Here is an 18909-nt window from a genome sequence, read left to right as displayed (position 1 = left end):
CTTTTCCTTCCGCGCAGCCTTCACTACAAAAAATGCCCTCTGCTGTCTTCGTGTGATTCTTGTCGTCTGCGACCCTGCAACTACAACTGTCGTGCGAACATAGGTAGGTCCCATCTGGATTAACGTTCTGCATGGTATACCTCCATTTACTGGTTTAACCAATAGGGGACATCCCGCGGATGTCCCCTCACCGAGCAAATTACTCCGTTGCCTGCTCGGCCTTGTCACCCATCGTCTCTACACCTTGTTTGACGTTATACCAAGCTGAAGACGTGGCCTCCTTGGTGTTCTCCCAAGCACTTTCACTAATGTCCTTGGTGTTTTCCCAAGCCTGCTGCATGCTCTGGCTTGTTGTATCCCACCAATCCTGATTGTAGGACGGTAGTTTTTTCAACTCATCCTGAGTCATTTCCATATGAACTTCATACTCGACGTCGTCGTATCCGGCTTTATCGGAGGCGGTCACGACAGTAAATGTGCCACGCTCTGCGACAACTTCACCACCGCCTATGCCGAGTATTTCCCCGGTTTCAATTACCAGCGAGTGAACTGACATGTCGTTGCCCATAAGAACGTCTTCAACTTCGCCTATCTCTTCACCGCTACTGTCGAAGACACTTGCATCCGACAACTCATCCATGGAATACAACCCTCCTGCTGCAACCGCTGGAAGACTAATAACTAATCCGCTAGTCAACAGAGAGACGCCCATTGTGTGAGAAATAAACTTACGCATTATCGTACTCCTGTAGAAAGTTACGTTTGCGATCGCCTGAAGAGAAATATGCTCTTTAAGCTCATTCAGGTATAACTCATAACATGGTTATGACGACACATAAGCGAACTACAAATACGTATAAAAATTAGACCTAACGCCATTCCATATTACGTATTCACAAGCTGGCACAGCTTTCTACTTTTAACAACCGCTTCTCCATTGCCATTAACTAATACTCCATTAATGTGGTTCCATCTTGATAGCTTGAGCTTTAGGGGGAACCGAACTAACTTTGAGAAACTATACTGTTGATCGGCGTGCTGGGTTATGTGGGCTGGCCGTCAGCCCCTACGGTAACGGGCTGCTTGGCATTGTGGCGCTGGGTCTGTTCGCCTTTGGGTTGTACAGCTTTCTAGAAGCAGCATATCGCCGGATCAACACGTAAGACACACACCTGAGGCGCAACGCCGCTGCATGATTCAACATCAGAAACAGCTAAGACGCGTGCCATAGCTGTTTCTGGTCTTTAGGATGAGCAACTGTAATGCGATGCACCGCCCACGCCAAAGAGCTCCATGGGCTTCAGCCGGTAGTATTGATGCTCAATAGCTTGCGACTGCTCAACGTACGGCTGTGTCATCACTAACTGCAGTTCTCGCAGTAGCTCATAGTTTCCCGTTTCGGCCTGTTGGTACGCTGGCACGACTTGCCAGTCGCGCAAACAGTATTTCGGATTAACTTTTTTCATTCCGCTCGAAACCTGTGCATCGGAGTGTGTCGTCGAACTGCCAACCATTGCCCTCCATCTTGCGAGCCAAACAGACCAGCGTTCATCAATGCCTTGCGGGTCGGCCGCGTATGACGGACTTTGATAAAAGCTCTTTTTCAGTGGTTCTATGTTGTCAGGCAGCAAGGACAGCTCGCGGAAAAACACTGTGTAATCGACCGATGTTTCCATCATCAACCTCACCAGATCACGGAACAAATCGGGGCAAAATCTATTTAAACCAAGTTTTGCCGCCCACATCTTCTCCATCTCGGTTTGCATGGCTCCCGAGAAGCCTTTTTCGATCTCAGAAAGTTGTTGCAGGTGGTCCGAGTGCTCGGCCAGCAACGGCTCCACAGCCACACAAAACATGTGGAAGTTAGCTTCCGCTGCAACTGGCTGGTTCAAAAAAGAATAGTGATCTCCCCCGCCCGTCCAAGGCTGAAAGCGCGGATTAAACACATCACAGAAACCGAATGGGCCGTAGTCCAGCGTATAGCCACCTGCGGCACAGTTGTCGCTGTTAAAGTTGCCCTGACAGAAACCGACGCGGACCCAGTTTGCCACCAACGATGTCAGCCTGCCTCGAAACGCCAGCGCCAGTGCCACCACCTGATTTGGTAATGCCAGTTCGGTGTCAATTTCTGTACCGTACTCACGCTCAATCAGATGCCGGACAATCTGTTCAAGCTCAACCATCGCTTCTGGGTGTTCGTTTTTTCGTGCCCGACGTCCGAACAGCTCAAGCTGACCAACCCGGATAAACGAAGGCGCCACGCGGATGCTGATCGCCAACGGTTCAGAAACCAGCGTATCCGGATCTCTTGAACGCGAGCCTTCGGAATACCAGGGCCTCCGGACTTTCTCGGTTTTCGACACATACAGACTTAAAGACCGTGACGTCGGCACGCCGAGTGCGTGCATGTGCTCCTGCGCTAGAAACTCCCGCACGCTGGATCGCAACACCGCACGCCCGTCACCACCGCGACAGTAAGGTGTGGGGCCACCACCTTTTAACTGCATTTCCCAACGCTGGCCGTTAATAACCGCTTCCAGCACGGATATGGCGCGACCGTCACCGTAGGCGTTGCCGGTTTGGAACGGGCACTGCTGAATGTACTCGTTACCCATAATGGACAACGCATATCCACAGGCCCAGCCAAGCTTGCGCATGGGCAGGGGGACCGATGAAAGATCGCCAGAGAACATGCGCATAAAGTCCTCCGACGTTGCTAACTCGTCGGCGAAACCCAGTTCGCGAAACAAACCGAAGCTATGGGCCACATATTCCGGATCTTTTATAGGTGTAGGGGCAACGGGCACATAGTGACCGCTGAAAACCTGCCGCGGCCGGTGGTCGCGCCCATCCTCTTTGGCATCGGGGTCGCAATTGAGAGATTTCAGCAGCGAATAATCCGCCAAAGCGGCCAGCTCAGTAAGGGTGTTAGTAGGGGTAAGCGTCTCAACCGTTTTAGTCGCGGTATGGAGAGGTTGTTTCATCATCGTGATTCTCGCCAAATCTGGGAAAGTCATCGTGGAGCGATCAGCGTCCTACCGAAACGTTCGAAATACCATGCTATACCTTATTCAGGTGGACTTCAGCAGACGTTCAGAGCACAGATTTAAAGCGACATGAAAGAAAGCAAAGCCAGTTAGGCGATAACTTTTATCGTGCGGATTCGTAGAATACTGGGAATCAAGAGTACAAGTGTATGCTTGGGGAGGGAAAATTATTCAACACCTGAAGAGTGTTTGGAAGCCAGGTACTTAATTTAACCACTTGTATCCAAAAGAAAAGTGGCGGTGGGCCAGGGATTCGAACCCCGGGAAGGCTATTAACCTTCGGCGGTTTTCAAGACCGCTGCATTCAGCCGCTCTGCCAGCCCACCGCATCTTTCTTGCCGTCATCTCGACAGCGGTGTGCATGATACCGGAATCGCCTATGCTGTCAACGGTTTGTGCCGAAATTCCTGAAAATTTTGCGGATCGCCATTAGATTGATCAACGTTTCATCAATACAGGCTAGGTGGACGAAGTGTAATGAACTTCTTCACCCTGTTTATTGTCACAAATGATTGAAAGTTGCGTATACAACCTTATTATGGACTTCAGGTTAGAGGGAAGCGGAAAGGCGCGTTCAGCCTGCCCTCCCCGCCGTTTGATAAATTCGGAGACGAGAATGGATAACAGGCAATACAACGTTCAAAGCCAGGGTGGCATCCAAGTCGCTCGCGGCAGCGCTACCGGAGCCATCAGCCCGGAAGCCACCAAGGTCCTGCGTAACACATACACCCTGCTGGCAATGACACTCCTATTCAGTGCTGTCATGGCCGGTGTTTCCATGAGCATTGGCCTGAGCCAAGGCGCAAGCTTGATTTGCAGCTTGGGCGCACTGGCGCTCGTGTGGCTTGTTCTGCCAAGAACTGCCAACAGCGCAGCCGGTATTGGTGTGGTTTTCGCTTTCACCGGACTGCTGGGCCTGTCGCTGGGTCCGATCCTGATGCACTACCTTCAGTTTGCTAACGGCAGCCAGATCGTTATGCAGGCACTGGGCGGCACCGCGGTGGTGTTCCTGGGGCTTTCAGGGTACGTGCTGACCACCAAAAAAGACTTCAGCTTCATGCGTGGCATGTTGGTAGCGGGCCTGATGGTGGTTATCGTTGGCATGCTGGGCGCTTTCGTCGCCAGTTTGTTCGGCGTTCAAGTAACCGCCTTTAGCCTGGCAATGAGTGCGGCCATCGTATTCCTGATGTCTGGCTTCATCCTCTACGACACCAGCCGTATCGTAAATGGCGGTGAAACCAACTACATCATGGCAACAACCGGGCTGTATCTGAACATTTACAACCTGTTCGTCAGCTTGCTGCATCTGATTGGCGCCTTCACCGGCGAAGACTGATTCAGAATACAGAATCAGCCAAAAGAAACCCCGGCGCTTTGCCGGGGTTTCTGCTTTAGGTACACTCCTAATCTGCATCTATCCATTATCTGAACCCTGACACATGCCGAATTCGCTTACTTTCACACTGGTTATCACCGGCGCCCCGTGGACCTCTCAGGCCCCGCAGACGGCTTTGATGTTCGCGACAGCGGCTCTATCGGCCGGCCACAGCATCGACCGTGTGTTCTTATACGGCGACGGCGTGCACCTGGCATCCAGCCTGAGCACCCCGCCCTCGGATGAGGCTCATTGGCCGCAGCAGTGGTCTGTTTTCCTCAAGAAACACGACATCCCCGCGACAGCCTGCATTGCGTCTGCCCTGCGCAGAGGGCTCATCGACAAAACGGAACAAGCCCGTTACGAACTGCCCGCCGAAAACCTTCTCGCGCCGTTCGAGATCGCCGGTCTGGGGGAGTGGGTAGAAGGCAGTCAAGCCGCGGATAGAACCATTTATTTCCATGGGAACTGATGTGAGCACACTCATTGTGATCGACCAAGCTCCTTACGGTTTCTGGACTGGACGGGAAGCATTAGACATGGCCTTTTCGCTGGCAGCGTTTGATCAACCGGCCGCCATGCTATTCACCGGCGCCGGCGTAAACTGGCTCCGAAAAGGCCAACGGCCAGACGGCGTCGGTCAGAAATCTGCTGAAAAGAATTTATCTGCTGCGCCGCTGTTTGGAATCGAGGCACTGATCGCAGATGAACACGCTTGCCAGCAATATGGCTTGACAGAATCGACAATGCTGCCGGGTGTAGAGCTCGTCAGCAACATTCGAGACGTGTTGGGCGACCATAAACATGTGGTTTTTGCGGGCTAGAGGGTGAGTATCATGACGAGTAACTCAACACTTCACATTCTGAACAAGGCGCCGGAGCATCCTCGCTACCAGGCCTGTATTAACGCTCTGGCGCCCTCGGACACGCTGGTGCTGATTGAAAACGGCGTACTCAGCGCTGCGGGCAACCAGCTGCACGCGCCATGCACGCTTTACGCGCTAAAAGCCGATATTGACGCCAGAGCGCTCGAGGCTGCCTGCGAAAACCTCAACACCATCGATTACGACGAGCTGGTTCAGCTTACGGCAACACATCCAAAAATCATCAGCTGGTAAACATGAGCGCATCAAATCTCCCGGAACGAAATAACGAAGGTTTTCTGGAATACGCGACCGACTGGAGTTCCGATGTTGCCTCTGTGATTGCAGCAGAGGAAGACGTCTCGCTGAGCGACAATCACTGGGAAATCATAGAGTTTCTAAGGAAATTTTATAATAAACACGAAATGTCGCCACCCTCTAACCGGCTTTTTGTGAAAGCCGTAAAGGATGCTTTAGGAGAGGAAAAAGGTAACAGCATTTACCTGATGCAATTGTTCCCCGGCACTCCGGCCAAAACGGCCTGCAAAATAGCAGGCCTGCCCCGACCTACCAACTGTCTATGACCAGAGCAACTTAAGCACCTGCAAACATAAGCGGCAAATAAGTGGTCCCAAATATCTGAACCAGCCCGGCGGCGGCCCCGAAAATACCGCCTACGACCATCAGCTGGAGCTCCTCTTCGCGAAACGCCGGACGCAGAATGTCTTGAAAATCTTCTGGCTGCAATGCCTTCATCTGCTCCGAAAGCGCCGCCGCCACGGCTGGTGCTCGCTCCTTTTTAAAAGCCGGGTCTGCAAACACATCTTTCGTCGCTATCACGGCTTTATCGTTCATGACTCGCTTTAAATCGGCGTAACCGGTCATTCCAACGCTGACCTGAGCCGCCATCTTCAACACCAGCGATTCGTCCAACATCGGCCTGAGATGCTTCTGCAGAATCGCCCGAGTTCGACTGCCCTGCTCCCCGTTCACCATCGCATCGGCTACCAACTCTACGGTAATCAGCTCTTCCGCGACCGAGCGCGCCCAAACATCGCTAATTTCATTCTGACGACGCAAAAACAAACCCTGAATTTTCCAAAACAGGAACCGGCGAGGCCGCAAGGGTGCGAAAATCAGATTAATGGCCAACCAGTTAGTGACAAAACCGACCAGAAAGCCTCCCATGGGCAAAGCCCAAGGCTCCGGATAGCGAATCCAGAGCGGTAATAGCGCCGCCCCAAGCAAGCCACCAATCCACGCTCCGCGATTCACCACGGCTTTCAGCTCAACCTCTCCGGCCTCTTTGAATATCCGGTTCATCAGATCAGGTTTGGTTTGTAACTGCCGACTTAACAAAGCTTTGAGATCGACCAGGCTGTCGAGGTCATCACCAATGTCATCGACAAGCTCTTCGATTCTTGACGGCAACTGTTCGCGAGCCCAACGATAGATTCTGGAACGAACGAAAATTGGCAGGTTATCCCACAGCACAGGATGTACCTCATACATGATCGAGTCGATGTACTCATCCAGTCTTGGCGACACGAGATTAACCACATGCTCAACAATCTTGTGGGGTCCAAGCTTTCGATAGACCGAGTTGAGATCACCAAATTGCCGGAGCGTTTGATCAACGCAAATATGAGCCATTTTCTCAGCTTTGCGAGGTATAACACCCCGCCAACCGAGAAACCCGATCCCGACAAACTGGACCGGGTAGAACGACATTTGTATAGCCAGCCAGTTAGTAGCCCAGCCGACAACAGCGGCGACCAACGGCACCAAAAGCAGTGAGTATTCAGACAAGGGTAATCCCATCTATCGTCCCCGCCACCCGCAGGGTTTGTTCTTTAATGACGGCATAATACCGCACTAACTAGTTGTTTGAGAGACGGATGATGAACGAACCGGGCCGGCGCCACATTGGCCGCATTGCCAGTCAAAAAGGTGATACGGGCAGGCGGTGGCAGTCACCACCACCTGCTTAAGGCGGGAAACTCAACGAACTAATAGAGACTTACTGGTAATACGCGTTTTCGGTTTGCGTATGGTCGGTTACGTCACGCACGGCGGTGATTTCCGGGACGCGCTCTTTAAGCGTTTTCTCGACACCCTGTTTCAGGGTCAGGCTCACAGCCGAGCATCCCTGACACCCCCCACCAAAGCGCAGTACAGCTACCGATTCGTCAACGATCTCAACCAGAGACACGTCACCGCCGTGGGCTGCCAGATTCGGATTGATTTCAGAGGCAAGCACGTACTGGACACGCTCAGGCAGCGGCGCGTCGTCAGACACCTGAGGTACTTTCGCGTTCGGCGCCTTAATGGTCAGCTGGCCGCCCATCTGGTCTTTGGAATAGTCTACGAAAGCGTCTTCCAGGAACGGCACGGAGTTGTGATCCAGATACAACATGAACTTTTCCAGATCTTTCGCTTCATCCGTCGGCACTACTTCGTTTGGCGGACAATACGCCAGACACGTTTCCGCATTTCGTGTACCCGGCTGGGTGACAAAAATGCGAACCCCCATGCCTTCAACATCCTGCTTTTCTATCAAGCTTGCGAGATAATCTCGTGCGGAATCTGTCACAGTTACCACGGCCATGCTTCCTACCTGTTTTCAAATGTAGCTTTCATTTTAAGAGCTTTGAATGAAAGTTGAAAGACCAAGTAAAACGGTCAAGCATTCTGAACGTAACTAATTTCCCGTATTGTCACCGCTGACAGTCCTAATTTTCAGTCACTTGATAATGATCATCTGTACTAAGACCTTCTGTTGCATTTTTGCTATGATCCCGCGGCACTACGTTTATTAGATGTTATTCATGACTCCGGAAGATTTACCTATGACCGATCGCAGCAGCCGTCTGGAACAACTCCATCTCGCCCTTAAAGAACGCATTCTGGTTCTCGATGGCGCCATGGGTACCATGATCCAGAATCAAAAACTGGACGAAGCCGCCTTTCGAGGCGATCGGTTCAAAGATTTTGCCAACGATGTTCAGGGCAACAACGATTTGCTGAACCTGACCCAGCCCGCCCTGCTCCGCAACATTCACGCTGAGTATCTGGACGCTGGCGCAGACATCATCGAAACCAACACATTTAACTCCACGCAATTGTCCCAAGCCGATTACGGCATGGAAGCACTTGCACGGGAATTGAACGTAGAGTCCGCTAAAATCGCCCGCCAAATCGCCGACGAATACACGGCGAAGACACCGGACAAACCACGCTTCGTAGCCGGTGCCGTTGGCCCAACGTCACGCACGGCATCCTTGTCGCCAGACGTCAACAACCCCGGCTTCCGTAACGTCGACTTCCAGACCCTTGTCGATAATTATTACGAAGCCGTGTCGGGTTTGGTTGAGGGCGGTTCCGACATTATTCTGATCGAGACCATCTTCGACACCCTGAACGCAAAGGCCGCCATTTACGCGACCCAACAGTTCTTTGAAGACAGTGGTATTGAGCTGCCAATCATGATCTCCGGCACCATTACCGATGCCTCAGGTCGAACGTTGTCGGGCCAGACTACCGAAGCCTTCTATAACTCCATCGCCCACGCGAAACCTATCTCTGTAGGTCTGAACTGTGCGTTGGGTGCCGATGCGCTGCGCCCCTATGTGGAAGAGCTGGCCAACAAAGCGGAAACCTATGTATCCGCCCACCCCAACGCGGGCCTGCCAAACGAGTTTGGTGAATACGACCAAACGCCCGAAGAGATGGCCGACATTATCGAGGGCTTTGCCCGCGACGGTTTTCTGAACATCATCGGTGGTTGCTGTGGTTCTCGCCCCGAGCATATCGAAGCCATTTTAAATGCCGTTTCAAAGTACCCGCCCCGGAAAATTCCGGAGCGCCCAAAGGCATTGCGTCTATCAGGCCTGGAACCGTTTACCGGCGACGAGAACACGCTCTTTATTAACGTAGGCGAACGCACCAACGTCACCGGCTCCAAGCGTTTCCTGCGCCTGATCAAAGAAGAGCAGTACGAAGAAGCTTTGAGCGTTGCCCGTGATCAGGTTGAAAACGGTGCTCAGATCATCGACATCAACATGGATGAAGGCATGCTGGATTCGAAGGAAGTGATGGTCACTTTCCTGAATCTGGTGGCATCAGAGCCCGATATCTCTCGCGTCCCTATTATGATCGACTCCTCCAAATGGGAGGTGATCGAGGCGGGTTTGCGCTGCATTCAGGGCAAGGCGGTAGTCAACTCCATCAGCCTGAAAGAAGGCGAAGAGAACTTTATCAAGCAAGCGCGTGCTTGCATGCGTTATGGCGCTGCGGTCGTGGTCATGGCCTTTGACGAGGATGGGCAAGCCGATACCTTCGAGCGCAAAACAGAGATCTGTAAGCGCTCCTACGACATCCTAGTCGGCATTGGCTTCAACCCGGGCGATATTATTTTCGACCCCAACATCTTTGCAATTGCGACCGGCATCGAAGAACACAACAACTACGCCGTGGACTTCATTAATGCAGCTCGCTGGATTCGCGAAAATCTGCCCCATGCATCCATTTCCGGCGGCGTAAGTAACGTTTCCTTCTCGTTCCGCGGTAACGATGCGGTACGTGAAGCCATTCACTCTGTGTTCCTGTACCACGCGATCAAAGCCGGCCTGAACATGGGCATCGTAAACCCCGGCCAGCTAGTCATTTACGATGAAATTGAACCTGATCTGAAAGATCTCGTTGAAGACGTCGTTCTTAACCGTCGCGAAGATTCCACGGACCGCCTCCTCGAAGCGGCAGAGAAGTTCAAAAGCAAAGGCGGAAAAGCTCAGGAGGAAGACCTTTCCTGGCGGGAACTGCCGGTTCAGAAGCGTCTCGAACACGCACTGGTTAAAGGAATCACCAGTTACATCATCGAAGACACAGAAGCATGCCGCCTTGAAGCCGATCGGCCGATCCATGTCATCGAAGGCCCGTTGATGGACGGCATGAACGTGGTCGGCGACCTGTTTGGCGACGGCAAAATGTTCCTGCCGCAAGTGGTTAAAAGCGCGCGGGTCATGAAGCAAGCCGTTGCTCACCTGATTCCCTTTATCGAAGCTGAGAAAGACGAAAACCAGCAAGCCAAAGGAAAAATCCTGATGGCAACGGTAAAAGGCGATGTTCACGATATCGGTAAGAACATCGTCGGCGTTGTGTTGCAGTGCAACAACTACGAAGTGATCGACATGGGCGTGATGGTGCCCTGCGAAAAGATTCTGGAAACGGCGAAGAAAGAAAACGTTGATGTTATTGGTTTGAGCGGATTGATCACGCCATCCCTCGACGAGATGGTCCACGTCGCTCGCGAAATGCAGCGCTTGGATTTCCATTTGCCGCTGATGATTGGTGGCGCCACCACGTCGAAAGCGCACACGGCAGTAAAAATTGAGCCGCATTATAAAAACGATATTGCACTCTACGTTTCAGATGCGTCTCGCTGCGTGAACGTTGCCTCACAACTGCTCAGCAAAACCGCCAAGCCCGGTCTTGTCGAAGCTGCACGTAAAGAATACGAAGAAGTCCGTGAGCGCCGTAAAAACCGTGGTGACCGCACCAAGCTGGTCACATTGCAAGAAGCACGCGACCGCGCGCCGCAAATCGACTTCGAGAACTATGAGCCACCGCGCCCGAAGTTCACCGGGGTTCGCGTTTTTGACGATTACGATTTAGCCGAGCTTGTTGATTATATCGACTGGACGCCTTTCTTTATCGCGTGGGACATCTCCGGAAAATACCCGGCTATTTTCGATGACCCGAAGCGTGGCGAAGCCGCCCGCACATTGTTCAACGATGCTCAGGTTATCCTCAAACAAATGATCGAACAGAAACGCGTGACGGCACGGGCAGTGGTCGGCTTCTGGCCCGCGAGTCGCCGGGGAGACGATGTTGTTCTGTATACCGATGAATCGCGTACCGAAGAGCTGACTACCCTGCACCACTTGCGCCAGCAAGATGACAAAGCGCCTGGAAAGCCAATGATGGCGCTCTCGGACTTTGTTGCACCGGAAGCATCCGGCAAAGAAGATTATGTCGGGGGTTTTGCAGTAACAACCGGTATCGGTGCCAATGATTTCTCACTGGAATTCAAAGACAAGAACGACGACTACAACGCGATTATGGTGCAAGCTCTGGCTGACCGCTTGGCCGAAGCCTTTGCCGAACGCATGCACGAGCGTGTTCGTAAAGAGTTCTGGGGCTACGCCAACGAAGAGCAAATGGCCAACGAAGACCTGATCAAAGAGCGCTACCGCGGTATCCGCCCAGCTCCCGGTTACCCCGCCTGCCCGGACCACACCGAGAAAGCGACGCTGTTTAAATTGCTGGAGGCGACTGAAAACATTGAGCTTGAGCTGACGGAGCACTTTGCGATGTTCCCGACCGCGGCAGTCTCCGGCTGGTACTTTGCTCATCCGGAGTCGAAGTATTTCCCGGTTGGCAAAATTGGCGTTGATCAGGTTGAAGACTATGCTGAGCGTAAAGGCCTTTCCAAAGCGGAAGCAGAACGCTGGCTGATGCCCAGCCTGGCGTACGATCCTGCGGAATAGTTCAGGAACTTCATATGACTGACAGTGCTAAAAACAGAAATAAAAACGGCGAAAACGAAAAACCCCGGGGCCCCGGGGTTTTAAAAATCACACAGAGCATCCTTGCCGGTGCGTTTGGCGTTCAATCAAGCAAAAACCGGCAACAAGACTTCTCCAGCCATAGCGCTGCACCCTATATTATTGCCGGTCTGATATTTACCGGGCTTTTTGTTGGTGGCTTGATCCTCATCGTCAATCTGGTGCTGTCGAGCCAATAACGCTTTACTGGCCCGACACCCACAGCACCGCTAACCCCACCACCAAAATAACCAACGCCACTGCGGCCATGGAATCTACAAGACTGTCGGAACGCTCTGACTGCTTCATATGAACCTCGCTCGTATCACGCTATTGTTTTTATCGCTTTGCTGCTGAAATTAAAGCAGATAACTGACATTCGTCCAGTCTGCCCCGCGCCCTTATCACCTGAATCGATAAAGATATTTTGAAATAATCGTTTTGAGAATAAAAACTCGCTGGTATCCTTCACATCAGGAATAAGGCGCAATGGAAAATTGTTGCCATAACTATTAGCTTCTGATGTTAGCAGGCAGGACGTTCCACTATGTACGTTTACGATGAACACGACCGAAAAATTGCCGCAGAGCGCGTCGCCCAATTCCGGGACCAGACAGAGCGCGCCTTAGCGGGTGAACTTTCCGAAGAGGAGTTTCTGCCTCTTCGCTTGCAGAACGGTCTATATGTTCAGCGCGTTGCACCCATGCTCCGAATTTGTGTGCCCTACGGCATGCTCCGCTCAGAGCAATTACGCCGCCTGGCCCGAATTACCCGCGACTACGACAAAGGCTACGCCCACGTCACCACGCGCACCAACATTCAGCTGAACTGGCCGCGCATTGAGGACGTTCCCGACATTCTGGCGGAACTCGCCGAAGTGGAGATGCATGCGAACCAGACCAGCGGTAACTGCATTCGCAACACAACAACAGACCAATTCTCGGGCGTTCAGAAAGACGAATTAGCGGATCCGCGCCCGTACTGCGAAATTATCCGTCAGTGGTCCACTTTCCATCCGGAATTCGCGTTTCTGCCCCGTAAGTTCAAGATCGCGGTGAATGCCTCGGAGCATACCGATCGAGCGGCAATCCAGGTTCACGATATTGGCCTACAGATGGTTCGTAATGAACAGGGCGAACTGGGCTTCAGAGTACACGTAGGCGGTGGCCTTGGCCGCACACCGATGGTTGGCCCTACCATTCGTGAATTCCTGCCGGAACTGGACCTGCTCACGTACCTGGAAGCCGTTGTTCGTGTATACAACCGCTACGGCCGTCGTGATAACAAGTTCAAAGCGCGCATCAAGATTCTGGTTAAAGCACTGAGCCCGGCAACCTTTGCCGAAAAAGTTGAAGCCGAGTGGCAGCAGATTAAAGACTCCCCCACGCGCCTGACCAACGAAGAAATTAATCGGGTTAAAGCGTACTTCACCGAGCCGGCTTATGACGCTCTTGAAGATGCCACTGACCTTTTGAGCCAGCAGCGTTTCGAGAACCGGGAATTTGATCGCTGGTTAACGCACAACGTGGCTGAACACAAAAAGCCCGGCTATGCCATCGTGACGCTCACCCTGAAGAAAACCGGCACACCGCCTGGCGATGTAACCGACCGTCAACTTGAGCAAATCGCTGATTTGGCCGACGAGTACAGCTTTGGTGAAGCGCGCGCGACCCACGAGCAGAACATGGTGCTGGCCGATGTACGTCAGGATCGCCTGTTCGAGTTGTGGGAAGCCATTACCGGCATGGGCTTTGCCACCGCCAACCTGAACACCCTGACCGACATGATTTGCTGCCCGGGTGGCGATTACTGCGCACTGGCAAACGCCAAGTCGCTTCCGGTTGCTGATGCCATCCAGCGCCAGTTCGATGATCTGGATTATCTCTACGATCTGGGCCCGATCGACCTGAACATTTCTGGCTGCATGAACGCCTGCGGACACCACCACGTGGGCCACATAGGCATCCTGGGTGTCGATAAGAAAGGCGCCGAATTCTACCAGGTAAGCTTGGGCGGCTCATCGCAGCATGACGCCAACATCGGCAAGATTCTTGGGCCGTCGTTTGCCCGCGAAGCTATGCCAAATGTGGTATCCAAGATCATTGATGTGTTCGTTGAAAATCGTACCGAAGAAGAAACCTTCCTGGACACCTATCGCCGGGTTGGTCTGAATCCATTCAAGGAGCGGGTTTATGCCTGATGTTATTGCCGCTGACGGCACTATTCGTAACGACAATTGGGTTGTGGTTGCCCGCCCCGCCGAGGGAGATTCTCTGGACATTCCAGAAGGCCAGCCCGCGCTCATTCCTGCAGATCTTTGGTTGGCGGGTTACGAGCATTTCACCGGCCGCGCTGATATCGGTGTCTGGTTCGACAGCCATGACGAACCGGAACTGCTCCAAGGCAAAGTAAACGAACTGCCGTTGATTGCCGTCAACTTCCCGCGCTTTGTGGATGGCCGGGGTTATAGCATCGGTCGCCTGCTGCGCGAGCGGTTTGGTTACGCAGGTGAAATGCGGGCTATCGGCGATGTGCTGCTGGATCAGCTTCAGTTTATGAAGCGCTGCGGCTTCGATTCGTATGTCCTTCGCGCCGACAAGGATATTACCAAAGCCGCCCGTTGCCTGAATTTCTTCTCGGAGACCTATCAGGCTGCCGTAGATAACGATGTGCCGCTATTCCGGCGCCGCGCATCTTAATCGATAAGCATTCAGGTGCCATCTATTTGGCTGGCACCTGAACGTGGGCTACCTGCTACTGCATCTTCTGATTTCTGATCGCACTTAATACTTTCCAAACCGACCGCTCCAGCGCAGTGCTCGTTGCAATGCCGATTTTCTCCGCCAGCGTCCGCTTTTGCTGAAACGAAACAGACACCACGTCTCCACGATCACATGCCTCGATCAGGTACTCATCCGAGGTTTTGATGTCGTCGATCAGCTTGACGTCTAAAGCCCGTTTGCCGAACCAGATGTCACCATTTGCGACTGCTTTAATATCAAGATCCGGTCTGCGCTCACTGACATACTCTTTAAACAGGCCGTGGGTGTCTTCGAGATCTTCCAGAAATTTCTGCCGGCCTTTTTCTGTGTTTTCACCAAACATGGTGAGCGTTCTCTTATGCTCACCGGCGGTCAGCACCTCAAAATCTACGTTGTTTTTCTCGAGTAAACGATGAAAGTTCGGCAATTGTGCAACCACACCAATAGAGCCGATAACAGCAAACGGCGATGCCAGAATCTTGTCGGCCACGCAAGCCATCATGTAGCCACCACTGGCCGCAACTTTATCAACGCAGGCTGTCAACGGCACGCCTTTGCTGCGGATGCGGTCCAATTGTGCCGACGCCAAGCCATAGGCATGCACAAGGCCCCCGCCACTCTCCAGGCGAACAACCACTTCGTCTCGCTCGGGATCTGCAACACTCAGAACGGCACTTACCGATCGGCGTAACGTGTCTGTATCACTGGCTTTAATGTCACCATCAAAGTCGATAACGTAAATACGGGCTTTTTGCTGAGCATCTTCTTCAGCTTTGTTTTTTTCAGCTTTTTTCTTGGCCTTTTCTTCTTTCTTCTTTTGTTTGTTCCAGGCTTTGTATTCCTCGTCAGACATCAACTTTGCCTGAATCGATTCCTTCAGGTTACGGTATTTATCATTCAGGTTTCTTACCTTCAGTTCACCGTCGTCATCGTCCGAATCGCTATGCTTACTCGCGGATACGATGACGGCGACTAAAATAATCGCCGCCACAACGAAAGTTGCAGCCTTTGCAAGAAACAATCCGTACTCACTAATGAATTCCAAAATGCAGTCTCCAGTGCGCTTTATGCAAACCCCAGAGTGTACTCTGTCGCACCTTAACTGATAAGCCCGAATCAAATTAAAACAAGCGTTCGATCAAGCTTGACATGCTCCGGCCGTAACCATAAAGTCGAATACTGAGGTCGGCGATACCCAGCTATCACAGAGTCCGTTTCGCTCGGGTTGTTGATCCGCCAATTAAAGATAAGACTATCACCAAAAAGGGTATAACTAATGTCTGTAGAACAGATTTTTGAGAAGCTGGAAAAGAACTTCAACGCAGACGCAGCACAGGGCATGGACCTAGTGTTCCAGTTTGATATCGAAGACGACAAAACGTACAACCTGGAAATCAAAGACGGCTCTTGCAAGTTGAACGAAGGCGCTCACGAAGATCCTTCTGTTACCCTGATCATGAACTCCGAAACTCTGGAAGGCATCGTTTCTGGCGAAACTGACGGCATGCAAGCATTCATGGCTGGTCAGCTGCGCGCCGAAGGCGACATGATGCTGGCCACCAAGCTGGGTGAACTGTTCGACATGGGCTAAGCCCTTTTCGTAAGTTCCATAAAAAAACCTGCGCAACTCGCAGGTTTTTTTTGTGTCTGACGTTTTGCCTATCAAACTTACAGGCCTACGTCTGCCAATGACGTTTCCGCCAGATTGAGCAAGCCGACATTGCTATCTTCACGGCGGCCAAGGCTCTCAATGTAATACTCTAACGAGGTCAACGCATCCGCCAGCGCTTCTAACACCGAACTCGATGGCGCTTCCCTCGCATCCAGAAGCTGGTTCTGAATAGAGTCAGCCACACGCGCAATTACACTGGCAGCGGCGGGGTCACTCACCATCATCAAGCCGCCCCATATACTGCGTAGAGTGCCCGGCAGGTTCGCCAGATGCAGCTTATCGTAATCCGATTCAATGAACGCCGTAATCGCCCTTTTTGCGAGTGTTAACGCGCCACGAGCTTCTTCGGTAACGACCCAGATCGCTTCCTGAAGATAGACCGACTCTTCAGCTCGACTGTTGGCCCCCGCCAACGCATCCGTCTCAGAAGTAATGCCGCGGGTAACAATTTGCATCACCGCATCTTCTACCCCCAAAACCGAATCCGCCAGCTGATACAGCTCTTCTTCCGCTGGCAGGCGGTTCTCGGTTTCCCACTTACGAAGTTTGCCAGCTTCACCCCGGGAAATGCTCGCCAAACGGTTAAGGTCGAGCATCACCAGCGTGTTGGCAAGCCGTTCAAGCGCATCCGCAATGGAGGACAGCTCTGCAAGGTCCGGCTCAATGCCCCGCTCAATGATATCGAGTTTGTCTTTAAGCTGATTCAACTCATCCAGCAAAGCATCCGACAACGATTTCAATACATCCGTTCCCGGCCCGTACAAACGGCGGGAATGTGCTTCCATCATGGAGTCGGGGAAATCAGAAGGCAGCAAGTTGTAACTCTGCAACACTTTATTGATTTCAGGGTTGGCAGAGCCACTGCGGTAAAGCAAATACAGCAGATCTTTTACAATTGAATCCGGCGCGTCTTTGGCAGTTGCAACTTTGCCCACGTACACAATTTCTCGCGTGTAGCGCTCAAGACGCATCAGCAAACGCTTACGAGCCTTACTGAAACCCATTGCCCGATCAAGCATAGCATCTGCTGTGATCGCCAGAAGGCACCACATCTGCCCCATCGGCGCGCCTTGGCAGAGGCGGGCAAAGCCACGCGCAGCACGAGCGATCAGTTTTTTGCTGACCTCTTCGTTCTGGTCCCGAAGTATGCCCAACAACGCTACCTGGAACGTTAACCGCATGCGACGAGCCAACACTTCATATTCAGCGTCGTCTTCAACGTTAGGCCGCAGAGCCACATCGCAACAAAAATCCGGGCGTTCACGTACATCTACGTCAAAGAAACACGACTCCGGATAAGGTTTTTCCTTTCGGGCTTCGCGCAACTCGTTAATGACGGGGAGCAATAGCTCGGGATGATCAACACGTTGCTGGTGATAATACTCAACGTATCGACGCAAAGTGAACAATGCGCTATTAAGCGTCGTTAGCAAGATGTTTTTGTCGTCGTTGGCACCCACGGGAACGTCATTCGCCAGATTCACTGCTTCCTGACAAATCAGTGTTCCGCCGCGAAGTTCAACGAGCAGGAAAATACCGCGTAACTGATTCAGATAATCGACACAGTTTTGTAGATCTTCTCCACTTTCGCGGTTCTCCTGAAAGCGTTCAAGGCTCGATTCCGCTTGTTTGATGGTCTGTTCAATTTCACCTTTAACCAGATCAAACGACTGCGATTTCGTCGCAAGAGACGATTGGACCATAAACGCTTCCTGTTACGTTGCGGAGACTACCGCTTCCTGTGCATGAACATTATCAATTCGCATAAAACTCGCGAACTTATCATTACTTATAACACAAAATTCAAGTAGCTCAAGAAAGCTGAAATGTAACAATTAGTACAGTTAGATACAGATCTCACTCTGGGGCACTAAGTTTGCCCCAGACGGTCGTCCCCGCCTTGTTTTCGATCCGATCCATCATTTCATTATGCGCTGCAATCTCATCATTTGTAGCTTCGATCACCGGCAAGCGCACTCGCTCCGATGACAACCTCCGAATCCCGGTTACGCCACCGCCCTCGCCCGAGTCCGCGTCGAGCGAAAGCGCGGTTTGACCACCGGTCATTAGCAGGTAAACGTCGGCCAGTATTTCGGCGTCCAACAGAGCGCCGTGAAGCTCCCGGTTCGAGTTATCTACGCCGTAACGCTTACACAGCGCATCGAGGTTGTTCTTTTGGCCAGGATGTTTCTTTCGGGCAATGGCCAAGGTGTCGACAACGCCGCAATGGTCAGCCGTTTTCCGCACCGGTTTAAGGCGGGCAAACTCGGAATCCATAAAGCCGACGTCAAACGCCGCGTTATGAATAACCAGCTCAGCACCTTCAATAAAGGCGAAAAACTCATCGGCGATTTCTGCGAATTTTGGTTTGTCCTGCAAAAATTCGTTAGTGATGCCGTGAACGGTAATGGCTTCTGCCTCAACCTCGCGCTCGGGGTTGATGTAAACGTGGTAGTTGCGCCCCGTTAACTTACGCTCAACAACCTCCACACAACCGATTTCTATAATCCGGTGCCCTGCGTTGGGATCAATACCCGTGGTTTCTGTATCCAGTACAATCTGTCTCATGCCTTACCTTCCGGAGA

18 protein-coding genes and 1 tRNA gene are annotated in these 18909 nt (G+C 52.2%); 11 read left to right on the top strand and 8 right to left on the bottom strand.

Translation table 11 applies throughout. The features are described 5' to 3' along the window. Positions 1-199 precede the first annotated feature (199 nt). Positions 200-736: a PRC-barrel domain-containing protein gene (locus MWU64_RS04785; RefSeq protein ID WP_247061851.1), complete on the bottom strand. Its 537-nt coding sequence runs from the start codon at positions 734-736 to the stop codon at positions 200-202. Positions 737-1010: 274 nt separating this feature from the next. Here MWU64_RS04785 and MWU64_RS15410 point away from each other — a divergent pair, with 274 nt between their 5' ends. Beyond that, on the top strand, positions 1011-1163 hold the full coding sequence (locus MWU64_RS15410) for a DUF1206 domain-containing protein (RefSeq protein WP_281496235.1): 153 nt from the start codon (positions 1011-1013) through the stop codon (positions 1161-1163). 81 nt (positions 1164-1244) lie between these two features. Here MWU64_RS15410 and MWU64_RS04780 read toward each other — a convergent pair whose 3' ends face one another. Both MWU64_RS04780 and MWU64_RS04775 read right to left on the bottom strand, forming a co-directional pair. Further along, positions 1245-2984: a protein adenylyltransferase SelO family protein gene (locus tag MWU64_RS04780; protein WP_247062080.1), complete on the bottom strand. Its 1740-nt coding sequence runs from the start codon at positions 2982-2984 to the stop codon at positions 1245-1247. Between the two features lie 298 nt (positions 2985-3282). Then, a tRNA-Ser gene (locus MWU64_RS04775) sits at positions 3283-3373 on the bottom strand. Between the two features lie 290 nt (positions 3374-3663). Between MWU64_RS04775 and MWU64_RS04770 the strand changes: the two genes are divergently transcribed. The 5 genes from MWU64_RS04770 (at position 3664) to MWU64_RS04750 (ending at position 5869) form a co-directional block, all read left to right on the top strand. After that, a complete protein-coding gene (locus tag MWU64_RS04770) occupies positions 3664-4383 on the top strand; it encodes a Bax inhibitor-1/YccA family protein (protein WP_247061849.1) in 720 nt (239 codons plus the stop codon). Between the two features lie 103 nt (positions 4384-4486). Further along, positions 4487-4894 carry a sulfurtransferase complex subunit TusD gene (gene tusD, locus MWU64_RS04765; RefSeq protein ID WP_247061847.1) on the top strand — a complete coding sequence of 136 codons (408 nt, stop codon included), beginning with the start codon at positions 4487-4489 and terminating at the stop codon, positions 4892-4894. 1 nt (position 4895) lies between these two features. Next, entirely contained in the window at positions 4896-5246 is a 351-nt protein-coding gene (locus MWU64_RS04760; protein WP_247061845.1) for a DsrE family protein, read from the top strand. A 12-nt stretch (positions 5247-5258) separates the two neighbouring features. Beyond that, positions 5259-5540: a sulfurtransferase complex subunit TusB gene (gene tusB / locus MWU64_RS04755; RefSeq protein ID WP_247061843.1), complete on the top strand. Its 282-nt coding sequence runs from the start codon at positions 5259-5261 to the stop codon at positions 5538-5540. Positions 5541-5542: 2 nt separating this feature from the next. Next, positions 5543-5869: a TusE/DsrC/DsvC family sulfur relay protein gene (locus MWU64_RS04750; RefSeq protein WP_247061836.1), complete on the top strand. Its 327-nt coding sequence runs from the start codon at positions 5543-5545 to the stop codon at positions 5867-5869. Positions 5870-5879: 10 nt separating this feature from the next. Here MWU64_RS04750 and MWU64_RS04745 read toward each other — a convergent pair whose 3' ends face one another. Both MWU64_RS04745 and nfuA read right to left on the bottom strand, forming a co-directional pair. Next, entirely contained in the window at positions 5880-7106 is a 1227-nt protein-coding gene (locus tag MWU64_RS04745; protein WP_247061827.1) for a DUF445 family protein, read from the bottom strand. A 199-nt stretch (positions 7107-7305) separates the two neighbouring features. Then, positions 7306-7893, bottom strand: a complete 588-nt coding sequence (gene nfuA, locus MWU64_RS04740; RefSeq protein WP_199007053.1) for a Fe-S biogenesis protein NfuA — start codon at positions 7891-7893, stop codon at positions 7306-7308. Positions 7894-8134: 241 nt separating this feature from the next. Between nfuA and metH the strand changes: the two genes are divergently transcribed. The 4 genes from metH to MWU64_RS04720 all read left to right on the top strand — a co-directional run bounded on the left by metH (position 8135) and on the right by MWU64_RS04720 (position 14589). After that, positions 8135-11833: a methionine synthase gene (gene metH / locus MWU64_RS04735; protein WP_247061825.1), complete on the top strand. Its 3699-nt coding sequence runs from the start codon at positions 8135-8137 to the stop codon at positions 11831-11833. 14 nt (positions 11834-11847) lie between these two features. Continuing rightward, complete coding sequence (locus MWU64_RS04730) at positions 11848-12090, top strand: DUF2970 domain-containing protein (protein ID WP_247061809.1); 243 nt, start codon at positions 11848-11850, stop codon at positions 12088-12090. 347 nt (positions 12091-12437) lie between these two features. Then, a complete protein-coding gene (locus MWU64_RS04725; RefSeq protein WP_247061807.1) occupies positions 12438-14090 on the top strand; it encodes a nitrite/sulfite reductase in 1653 nt (550 codons plus the stop codon). Beyond that, the gene (locus MWU64_RS04720) at positions 14083-14589 is read left to right on the top strand and encodes a DUF934 domain-containing protein (protein ID WP_247061805.1); all 507 of its coding nucleotides are present in this window, start codon (positions 14083-14085) and stop codon (positions 14587-14589) included. Before MWU64_RS04725 ends, MWU64_RS04720 begins: the two co-directional genes overlap by 8 nt. A 55-nt stretch (positions 14590-14644) precedes the next feature. On the opposite strand, the gene sohB is transcribed toward MWU64_RS04720, so the two are convergent. Continuing rightward, positions 14645-15697: a protease SohB gene (gene sohB / locus MWU64_RS04715; protein ID WP_247061803.1), complete on the bottom strand. Its 1053-nt coding sequence runs from the start codon at positions 15695-15697 to the stop codon at positions 14645-14647. 231 nt (positions 15698-15928) lie between these two features. Between sohB and MWU64_RS04710 the strand changes: the two genes are divergently transcribed. Further along, positions 15929-16243, top strand: a complete 315-nt coding sequence (locus MWU64_RS04710; RefSeq protein WP_247061801.1) for an SCP2 sterol-binding domain-containing protein — start codon at positions 15929-15931, stop codon at positions 16241-16243. Between the two features lie 77 nt (positions 16244-16320). Here MWU64_RS04710 and MWU64_RS04705 read toward each other — a convergent pair whose 3' ends face one another. Beyond that, on the bottom strand, positions 16321-18027 hold the full coding sequence (locus MWU64_RS04705; RefSeq protein ID WP_247061799.1) for a chemotaxis protein: 1707 nt from the start codon (positions 18025-18027) through the stop codon (positions 16321-16323). Between the two features lie 154 nt (positions 18028-18181). Further along, the gene (gene dnaQ / locus MWU64_RS04700; RefSeq protein WP_247061797.1) at positions 18182-18892 is read right to left on the bottom strand and encodes a DNA polymerase III subunit epsilon; all 711 of its coding nucleotides are present in this window, start codon (positions 18890-18892) and stop codon (positions 18182-18184) included. Positions 18893-18909 lie beyond the last annotated feature (17 nt).

Origin of the sequence: Marinobacter sp. S0848L, assembly GCF_023016065.1 — a bacterium.
Classification (GTDB): Bacteria; Pseudomonadota; Gammaproteobacteria; order Pseudomonadales; family Oleiphilaceae; genus Marinobacter.
This window is presented reverse-complemented; position numbering and strand designations above follow the sequence as displayed.

Coding starts and splice junctions, on each gene's coding strand:
- MWU64_RS04785 (WP_247061851.1), bottom strand. CDS start 736: ATGCGTAAGTTTATTTCTCACACAATGGGCGTCTCTCTGTTGACTAGC.
- MWU64_RS04780 (WP_247062080.1), bottom strand. CDS start 2,984: ATGAAACAACCTCTCCATACCGCGACTAAAACGGTTGAGACGCTTACC.
- MWU64_RS04770 (WP_247061849.1), top strand. CDS start 3,664: ATGGATAACAGGCAATACAACGTTCAAAGCCAGGGTGGCATCCAAGTC.
- tusD (WP_247061847.1), top strand. CDS start 4,487: ATGCCGAATTCGCTTACTTTCACACTGGTTATCACCGGCGCCCCGTGG.
- tusB (WP_247061843.1), top strand. CDS start 5,259: ATGACGAGTAACTCAACACTTCACATTCTGAACAAGGCGCCGGAGCAT.
- MWU64_RS04750 (WP_247061836.1), top strand. CDS start 5,543: ATGAGCGCATCAAATCTCCCGGAACGAAATAACGAAGGTTTTCTGGAA.
- MWU64_RS04745 (WP_247061827.1), bottom strand. CDS start 7,106: ATGGGATTACCCTTGTCTGAATACTCACTGCTTTTGGTGCCGTTGGTC.
- nfuA (WP_199007053.1), bottom strand. CDS start 7,893: ATGGCCGTGGTAACTGTGACAGATTCCGCACGAGATTATCTCGCAAGC.
- metH (WP_247061825.1), top strand. CDS start 8,135: ATGACCGATCGCAGCAGCCGTCTGGAACAACTCCATCTCGCCCTTAAA.
- MWU64_RS04730 (WP_247061809.1), top strand. CDS start 11,848: ATGACTGACAGTGCTAAAAACAGAAATAAAAACGGCGAAAACGAAAAA.
- MWU64_RS04725 (WP_247061807.1), top strand. CDS start 12,438: ATGTACGTTTACGATGAACACGACCGAAAAATTGCCGCAGAGCGCGTC.
- MWU64_RS04720 (WP_247061805.1), top strand. CDS start 14,083: ATGCCTGATGTTATTGCCGCTGACGGCACTATTCGTAACGACAATTGG.
- MWU64_RS04710 (WP_247061801.1), top strand. CDS start 15,929: ATGTCTGTAGAACAGATTTTTGAGAAGCTGGAAAAGAACTTCAACGCA.
- MWU64_RS04705 (WP_247061799.1), bottom strand. CDS start 18,027: ATGGTCCAATCGTCTCTTGCGACGAAATCGCAGTCGTTTGATCTGGTT.
- dnaQ (WP_247061797.1), bottom strand. CDS start 18,892: ATGAGACAGATTGTACTGGATACAGAAACCACGGGTATTGATCCCAAC.